This is a genomic window from Kribbia dieselivorans NBRC 106261, from assembly GCF_001552435.1.
Classification (GTDB): domain Bacteria; phylum Actinomycetota; class Actinomycetes; order Actinomycetales; family Dermatophilaceae; genus Kribbia; species Kribbia dieselivorans.
Map to the genome: position 1 here is coordinate 1 of NZ_BCRE01000214.1, position 8,432 is coordinate 8,432.

Consider the following 8,432-nt stretch of genomic DNA (forward strand, 5'->3'; position numbering starts at 1 on the left):
CGGGCAGGTGTGCCACGCCGACGTCGACGCGGCGGCGTGGGCGGCCCTGCCCGGGCGGTCCGATCGTCCGGTCGGGGTGGCCGCGGTCAGCCGGCTCAATGGGGTCCTGCCGGCGGACATCGTCGTGCGCCGGGCGATCGTCGCTCCGATCGGGTTCGACGCGCGGTTCGCGGCGACCTCGCGGCGTTACCGCTACCTGATCTGCGACGACCCGGCCGCGGCCGACCCGCTGCTGCGTCGCCAGGTCGTCACCCACACGTCGCGGCTCGACGAGGTCGCCATGGACGCCGCCGCCCGCAGCCTGGTCGGGCTCAACGACTTTGCTGCGTTCTGCAAACGGCGAGAGGGGGCGACGACCGTGCGCACGCTGCTCCGGTATGAGTGGCGGCGCGTCGACGAGCACCTGCTCGAGGCGACCGTGGTGGCCGACGCGTTCTGCCACAGCATGGTGCGCGCACTCGTCGGCGGCGTCGTACCGGTGGGCGAGGGCCGCGTCGAGCCGGAGTTCACCGCGCAGGTGCTGGCCGGCCGGCAGCGCGACCCGCGGGTCAAGGTCATGCCGGCGCATGGACTCTCCCTCGAGGAGGTCACCTACCCGGGCGATGCGGACCTGGCCGCCCGCGCCGTCGAGGCCCGAGCCCGCCGCACGCTCTGATCGAATACTTGCGAAACCCTGCAAGAACCTTGCGAGCAGGCGTAACGTGTGGCGCGTTGTCCTCCCTGACGCACAGCAAAGGAGTTGTCGTGCCCCGCCACCACGGAACGCGAAGACTCGCCCCACCCCTGGCCCTGCTCACCGGACTCACCCTGGCCATCGCCGGCATCCCGGCCGCACCGGCCTCCGCCGCGGACGGTCCGCGCACCGCAACCCTCGTCGGCTCGCTCCAGGACGAACTCGGCTGCGCGGCCGACTGGGATCCGACGTGCAGCGACACCGCCCTGACGCAGGTGCCCGGCACCGACACGTATCAGCGCACCGTGACCCTTCCGGCCGGGGCGTACGAGCTCAAGGTCGCCATCAACAACTCGTGGGCCGAGAACTACGGTGCCGGCGGAGCCAGGGACGGGGCGAACATCCCGCTCGTGCTCAAGGGCACGGCCGAGCTGCTCATCTCCTACGACGACGCCACCCACCGCATCGGGATCACCCCGACCACGCTGAGCTCCACCCAGGTCACCGCGGGCGACCGCACCCTGGCCACGCGCTCGCTGCGCGACGCCCTGACCCGTGAGCGCTTCTACTTCGTCATGGCCGACCGGTTCGCCAACGGTGACGCCGGCAACGACAACGGAGGCCTGTCCGGTGGCCCGCTGCAGACCGGCTTCGACCCGACGCACAAGGGCTTCTACCACGGTGGCGACCTCAAGGGTCTGACCAACAAGCTCGACTACATCAAGGGCCTGGGCACGACCGCGATCTGGCTGACGCCGTCGTTCAAGAACCGTCCGGTCCAGGGAAGCGGCGCGAACACCTCGGCCGGATACCACGGGTACTGGATCACGGACTTCACCCAGATCGACCCGCACCTGGGCACGAACGCCGACATGGAGAAGCTCATCGCGCAGGCCCACGCCAAGGGCATGAAGGTCTTCTTCGACATCATCACCAACCACACGGCCGACGTCATCGACTACCGCGAGGGGCGCTACACGTACATCCCGACCTCGGAGCGGCCGTACCAGGACGCCGCCGGCAACGACATCGACATCAAGGACTACGCCGGCACCGATTCGTTCCCGGCGATGGACCCGGGCGCGGGCAAATCATTCCCGTACACGCCGTTCTTCCATTCCGACGCCGACGCGAACGTCAAGGTCCCGAGCTGGCTCAACGACCCGCGGCTTTACCACAACCGCGGCGATTCGACCTTCGCCGGTGAGTCCGCCGAGTACGGCGACTTCGTCGGACTGGACGACCTCATGACCGAGAACCACGTCGTCGTCGACGGCATGAAGCAGATCTACGAGCCGTGGGTCGACATGGGCATCGACGGGTTCCGCATCGACACCGTCAAGCACGTGAACATGGAGTTCTGGCAGGACTTCAGCCCCGCGATCATCGACCACGCCAAGAGCATCGGCAACGACGACTTCTTCATGTTCGGTGAGGTCTACGACGCGCGCCCGTCGTTCATGTCGCAGTACACCACCACGGGCAAACTGCAGAGCACCCTCGACTTCGGCTTCCAGCAGGAGGGCACGAAGTTCGCCAAGGGTGACGCCACGACTGTCCTGCGTGACCTGTACGCCGACGACGACTTCTACACCGATGCCGACTCGAACGCGTACCAACTGCCGACGTTCCTGGGCAACCACGACATGGGCCGGGTCGCGATGCTCCTCAAGGACGGCAGCGCCAACGACGCCGACCTGCTCAAGCGGGTCAAGCTCGCCGACTCCCTCATGTACCTCACGCGTGGGCAGCCGGTGAACTACTACGGCGACGAGCAGGGGTTCATCGGTTCCGGCGGTGACCAGGACGCGCGCCAGGACATGTTCCCCTCGAAGACGCAGAAGTACAACGACGAGCCGGTGCTCGCCGGGCCGAGCGGGTCGCGTGACCGGTTCGACCCGAGCCACCCGCTCTACCGGCACCTGACGTCGCTGGCCGCGTTGCGCCAAGCCCACCCGGCGCTCGCCGACGGAGCGCAGATCCACCGGTATTCGAGTTCGTCCGCCGGGATCTACGCCTTCAGCCGGATCGACGCGCGCACCAAGCGCGAGTACGTCGTCGCCGTGAACAACTCGACGTCGGCCAAGAGCGCGACGTTCCAGACGTACAACGGCAACGACACGTTCCGGGCCGTGCTCGGCGACGGCAGCGTGCGCTCGGGCAAGGACACGCGGATCACCGTGACGGTGCCGCCGCTCTCGGCGCGTGTGTGGCGCTCGAACTCGCGCATCGACGCGAACCGGGCCCAGCCGGCGATCCACTTCGCCACCCCGGGTGCCGGTGGGGTGGTCGGTGACCGAGCGGAGATCCGCGCCGCCGTCACCGCCAACACGTACGCCGACGTGACGTTCGCGTACCGACCGGTCGGCACGTCGCAGTGGCGCGCGCTGGGCACCGACGACAACGCGCCGTACCGGGTCATGCACGACGTCTCCGGGCTCGCGGCCGGCACGTTGCTCGAGTACCGCGCCCTGGCCAAGGACATCGACGGGCGGATCTCGGCGACGTCGACGTACGCGGTCGTCGGCACGCCGGAGGCCAGTGGTGGCGGCGAACTGGGGGTCGGTCCGGTGACCCAGCCGAACGCCGTCTCCGTGCCGGGTGACCACAACAGCGAGATGGGCTGTGTCACCAGCGGCGGTGCCGGGGAGGACTGGGCGCCCTGGTGCGACCAGGCCCAGCTGGCGCTCGATGCCCACGACGGCATCTGGAAGGGCACCTTCACGTTCCCGGCCGGCGAGCACGGGTACAAGGTCGCGACCAACCGGTCGTGGGACGAGAACTACGGAGCCGGTGGCGTGCGCAACGGGCCGAACATCTCGTACCGCAACCCCGGGACGGTGTCGTTCTACTACGACCACCGCACCCACTGGGTGACCTCGGATGCGCAGGGCCCGATCATCACCGCGCCCGGCGACTTCCAGAGCGAGCTCGGCTGCGGCGCGGACTGGGATCCGGCGTGCATGCGGCCGTGGCTGCAGGATCCGGACGGTGACGGCACGTACGTGTGGAACACCGACGAGATCCCGGCCGGGACGTGGCAGTTCAAGGTGGCCCACGGGCTGTCGTGGGAGGAGTCGTACGGCGAGGGCAGCGGCAACGTCACCGTGACCGTGCCCCGCGACGGGATGGTCACGACGATCACGTACAACGCGGCGACGCACCAGATCGCGACCCGGGTCAAGGCGGCCACGGCCGTGCCGGATCTGGGTGTGAACAAGGCGACGTGGGTGGCGCCCGACCTCATCGCGGTGCCGGCCGACATGGTGCCGGCCGGCAGTGACCCGGCGGCGCTGCAGTGGCGGGTGTACTGGGGTGCGAGCGGCGCGCTGACCGTCGACACCGAGGCCGTCACCGGCGGGTCGGTGGCCGACCTGACGTACGACCCGGCGGGGTTGCCGGCCGCGGTGGTGCAGGCCAGGCCGGAGTTGGCCGGGTCGGTGGCGCTGCGGGTGCCGAAGACGTTGGCGCGGCAGGCCGGAGCGCTGGCGCGCGGGCAGGTGGCGCTCGGCGTGTTCGACTCGACCGGGCGGCTGCTGGATGCCACCGGGGTCGATGCCTCCGCCGTCGCCGGAACGAAGGTGACCGGCAAGGCCGCCTGACCCCTCGCCGAGTGATGGATCCGCGTGGCCTATTCCGGCGGGATAGGCCACGCGGATCCATCACTCGACGGGGTGACCCACCGCGTGCCGGTGTCGGCGCCAACTGATAGGCATGAGGTATGACTGCTTCGGTCACCGACGTCGATGTCACCCTCCTGACCCCCGACGAGGTGTCGGCCCATATTGGGACCGAGCCGGACCAGGGGCTGTCCTCGGCCGAAGCCGAGCGGCGACTCGCCGAGAACGGCCCGAACGAACTCGACTCCGTGCCGCCGACGCCGCGGTGGCGCAAGTTCCTGCAGCAGTTCAACGACCCGCTCATCTACCTGCTGTTCGGTGCCATCGTCATCTCGCTGGCCGCCTGGTACTTCGAGGGCATGAGCGGAGCGCCGTGGGACGCCATCGTCATTGCCGCGATCGTCGTCCTCAACGCCATCCTCGGGTACACCCAGGAGGCCCGGGCCGAGTCGGCCGTCGAGGCGCTCAAGCAGATGAGTGCGGCGACCTCGGCGGTCGTGCGTGATGGCCAGGTCACCCGCGTGCCGACGGCCGATCTCGTCATCGGTGATGTGCTCGTGCTCGACGAGGGCGAGGCCGTCGGCGCCGACGCGCGGCTCGTGCGCTCGGCGAGCCTGCAGGTGGCCGAGGCGGCGCTGACCGGTGAGTCCCACCCGGTGGAGAAGTCCTCGGCGCCGCTGACCGAGAAGGCCCAACTCGCCGACCGCACGAACATGGTCCACAACGGCACCGCGGTCACGCAGGGCACCGGGCGGGCGATCGTCACCTCGACGGGCATGCAGACCGAGATGGGCTCGATCGCGACGCTCCTGCACGAGACGCAGGAGGAGCCGACGCCGCTGTCGAAGGAGATCGACCGCGTCGGCAAGATGCTCGGGATTCTCGTCATCATCGTGGCGATCATCGTGCTGGCCACCGTCTTCATCACGGCCGAGGTCGACACGCCCGACGAGTTCGTCCAGGCGTTGCTGCTGGCGGTGTCGCTGGCGGTGGCGGCTGTGCCCGAGGGGCTGCCGACCGTGCTTTCCCTCGTGCTGGCCGTCGGTGTGCAGCGCATGGCCGGCCGCAAGGCCATCGTCAAGAACCTCTCGTCGGTGGAGACACTCGGCTCCGCCTCGGTCATCTGCTCGGACAAGACCGGGACGCTCACCCGCGGTGAGATGACCATCGGTCACGTGTCCACCGGTGACGGAGCCGTCACGGTCACCGGCGTCGGCTACCGGCCCGAGGGCGAACTGACGCGCGACGGGCAGCCCGTGCCGCACGACGATCCGGCGTGGCAGTCGGTCGAGGGGGTGCTGCGCGGCGGGGCGTTGGCCAACAACGCCGTGCTCCACGAGCCGCAGACCGACGCCGACGGGTGGGAGGTCCAGGGCGATCCGACCGAGGCCGCGTTCCTCGTGGCCCACGCCAAACTCGGCGCCGACAACCCGCGCGAGCATCACCACCGCCGGGGTGAGGTGCCCTTCACCTCCGAACGCAAGCTGATGAGCAGCATCGAGGTCGATGAGGGCGGACACGGCCACCTCGTCGTCAAGGGCGCGCCGGACGTGCTGCTCGGTCGGTGTACTTGGGTGCGCGCCGGCGACGAGGACGTGCCGCTGACGGACGAGTCGCGCCAACGCATCCTCGACGACGTCGAGGCGCTCTCGGCCGACGCGTACCGCACGCTCGCGGTGGCCCACCGGGACCTGGCCGACGACGAGATCACCGACGCGCCCGAGGAGGACATCGAACACGACCTCACGTACACCGGCACGGTCGGGATCATCGACCCGCCACGCGAGGAGGCCAAGGTCGCCATCGCGCAGGCTCGCGATGCGGGGATCCGGGTCATCATGATCACCGGCGACCACCCGCTCACGGCCGCCCGGATCGCCGTGGACCTGGGTTTGGTCGAGCCCGGCGCCACCGCGTTGTCCGGGTCCGAACTCGACGACCTGATTGCCCGGGGGGACGAGGCGTTCACCGCCGCCGTGCGCGACTACTCCGTCTTCGCGCGAGTCACGCCGGAGCACAAGTTGCGGATCGTCGATGCGCTGCAGTCCGACGGGTCGGTGGTGGCCATGACCGGCGACGGCGTGAACGACGCTCCGGCGTTGAAGGCCGCGGACATCGGGGTGGCCATGGGGATCACCGGCACGGAGGTGTCGAAGGAGGCGGCGAAGATGATCCTCGCCGACGACAACTTCGCGACGATCCTCACGGCGGTGCGTGAGGGGCGGCGGATCTTCGACAACATCCGCAAGTCGCTGCGGTATCTGTTGTCGTCGAACATGGGCGAGGTGCTCACGGTGTTTCTCGGAGTGCTGCTCGGCGGGGTCATCGGGTTGACGTCGGGGGCGCACGGTGACGTGGTGCTGCCGTTGCTGGCCACGCAGATTCTGTGGATCAACCTGCTCACCGACAGTGCGCCGGCGTTGGCGCTCGGTGTTGACCCCGAGACCGACGACGTGATGAAGCGCCAGCCGCGTGGGTTGAACGATCGCGTCATCGACCGTGAGATGTGGCGCGACATCATCTTCGTCGGCCTTGTCATGGCCGTCGTCACGCTGATCGGTCTGGACCTCTACCTGCCCGGTGGGGTGTGGGAGGGGCACCACCGTCTGGACGAGGCGCGCACCGTGGCGTTCACGGTGTTGGTGTTCGCGCAGCTGTTCAACTCGCTCAACGCCCGTTCGGACACGACGAGCGCGTTCAAGCACATGTTCAGCAATCACTGGTTGTGGTTGGCGATCCTGTTGTCCGTGGTGTTGCAGGTGGCCGTCGTGCACGTGCCGTTCCTCAACGTCGCGTTCGGGACCGCGCCGCTCAGTCTCGAGCAGTGGGCCGTCAGTATCGGGCTCGCGGCCGTGGTGCTCGTGGCCAGTGAACTGCGCAAGGTCGTGCTGCGGTTGGTCGCGCGCCCGTAGCGGCGTCGGTAGGGTCGGGCTCGGTCGGCCGATGAACACGAGGGAGAAGCGATGGCGCAGGTTCGCATCACCGAGGCGGCGCGATTTCTCGGGGTCAGTGATGACACGATCCGGCGCTGGATCGATCAGGGGCTGTTGACGCGGGCCTCCGGTCGTGGGCCGGCGACCGTTGACACGTTGGACCTGGCGCGGTTGGCGCGCGATCATGCGGTCCTGCCGACGGACCCGGCCGATGTGGGGCGCAGCGCTCGCAACCGCTTCGTCGGCATCGTCACCCGCGTCGTGGCGGACACGGTCATGGCCCAGGTGGAGGTGCAGTGCGGGCCGTATCGCGTGGTGTCCCTGATCAGTGCCGAGGCGGTGCGCGATCTGGGGTTGGAGCCCGGGGTGGTGGCGACCGCAGTGGTCAAGGCGACGAACGTCATCATCGAGCGGGACCGAGGATGACGCGCGGGGCGTCGGTGGGCGTGGGGTCGGTTGATATCGGGTCGGTCGGTATCGGGTCGGTGGGTGTGCCGGGCCGCGTCATCACCGTCTCCGATCGGGTCTCGGCCGGCGTGCGGGAGGATCGTTCGGGGCCGTTGGCCGTGGAACTCCTGGCCGCGCATGGGGTGGCCGCGGAGTTGGTGGTGGTCCCCGATGGGCACCTCAGCGTGCGCGCGGCGATCGTGGCGGCGGTCGACGCCGGCGCGCGGGTGGTGTTCACGACGGGCGGGACCGGAGTCGGGCCGCGCGATCAGACTCCGGAGGCGACCGCTGAGGTGCTCGCGCTCAGGCTCGATGGGGTTGCGGAGGAGATCCGTCGGGTCGGGTCGGCACACGTGGCGACGGCGGTGTTGTCGCGTGGGTTGGTGGGGGTGACCGGGCGAGGTGCGCGGGCGGCGTTGGTGGTCAACGCGCCGGGGTCGACGGGTGGGGTTCGGGATGCCGTGACCGTGGTGGGGCCGCTCATCGGGCACATCCTCGATCAGGTGGCCGGTGGCGATCACTGAGTTTGCTCTTGTCACTGGAGTCATATCGGTACCTCTGGTGGTCCGCGATCGTGGGAAATGACGACGTTTGTTCGCTGTTGGCATAAAACTGTGGACGTTGTCGGTGGGTTCTCGTACAGTTGTTCGTATGAGTGGTTCGGGGGGTCGTGACTGGTCTGGGGGCCGGGTTGCCGTGTTGGAGGACAGCGCGGTGTGGTTGACGTGTGGTCTTCCGGGGGCGTTGTGGCGGGCCAGT

At 69.1% G+C, this 8,432-nt stretch carries 5 protein-coding genes; all 5 read left to right on the forward strand.

The genetic code is table 11. The features are described 5' to 3' along the window. Positions 1-655, forward strand: a 655-nt coding sequence (locus tag KD1_RS14560; protein WP_068403122.1) for a tRNA pseudouridine synthase A, incomplete at its 5' end; no start/stop codon positions are given. Between the two features lie 89 nt (positions 656-744). Continuing rightward, positions 745-4,275 (forward strand): pullulanase X25 domain-containing protein, encoded by a 3,531-nt coding sequence (locus KD1_RS14565; RefSeq protein ID WP_068403124.1) that lies wholly within the window; start codon positions 745-747, stop codon positions 4,273-4,275. Positions 4,276-4,394: 119 nt separating this feature from the next. Then, the gene (locus tag KD1_RS14570; RefSeq protein WP_068403126.1) at positions 4,395-7,205 is read left to right on the forward strand and encodes a cation-translocating P-type ATPase; all 2,811 of its coding nucleotides are present in this window, start codon (positions 4,395-4,397) and stop codon (positions 7,203-7,205) included. Between the two features lie 51 nt (positions 7,206-7,256). Beyond that, positions 7,257-7,652 (forward strand): TOBE domain-containing protein, encoded by a 396-nt coding sequence (locus KD1_RS14575; RefSeq protein ID WP_068403128.1) that lies wholly within the window; start codon positions 7,257-7,259, stop codon positions 7,650-7,652. Then, on the forward strand, positions 7,649-8,197 hold the full coding sequence (locus tag KD1_RS14580; RefSeq protein ID WP_083542509.1) for a MogA/MoaB family molybdenum cofactor biosynthesis protein: 549 nt from the start codon (positions 7,649-7,651) through the stop codon (positions 8,195-8,197). The genes KD1_RS14575 and KD1_RS14580 overlap by 4 nt, the downstream gene beginning before the upstream one ends. The last annotated feature ends 235 nt before the right edge of the window (positions 8,198-8,432 follow it).

Excerpts from the sequence above, each read along its gene's own strand:
- KD1_RS14570 (WP_068403126.1), top strand. The coding sequence starts at position 4,395 with ATGACTGCTTCGGTCACCGACGTCGATGTCACCCTCCTGACCCCCGAC.
- KD1_RS14575 (WP_068403128.1), top strand. The coding sequence starts at position 7,257 with ATGGCGCAGGTTCGCATCACCGAGGCGGCGCGATTTCTCGGGGTCAGT.
- KD1_RS14580 (WP_083542509.1), top strand. The coding sequence starts at position 7,649 with ATGACGCGCGGGGCGTCGGTGGGCGTGGGGTCGGTTGATATCGGGTCG.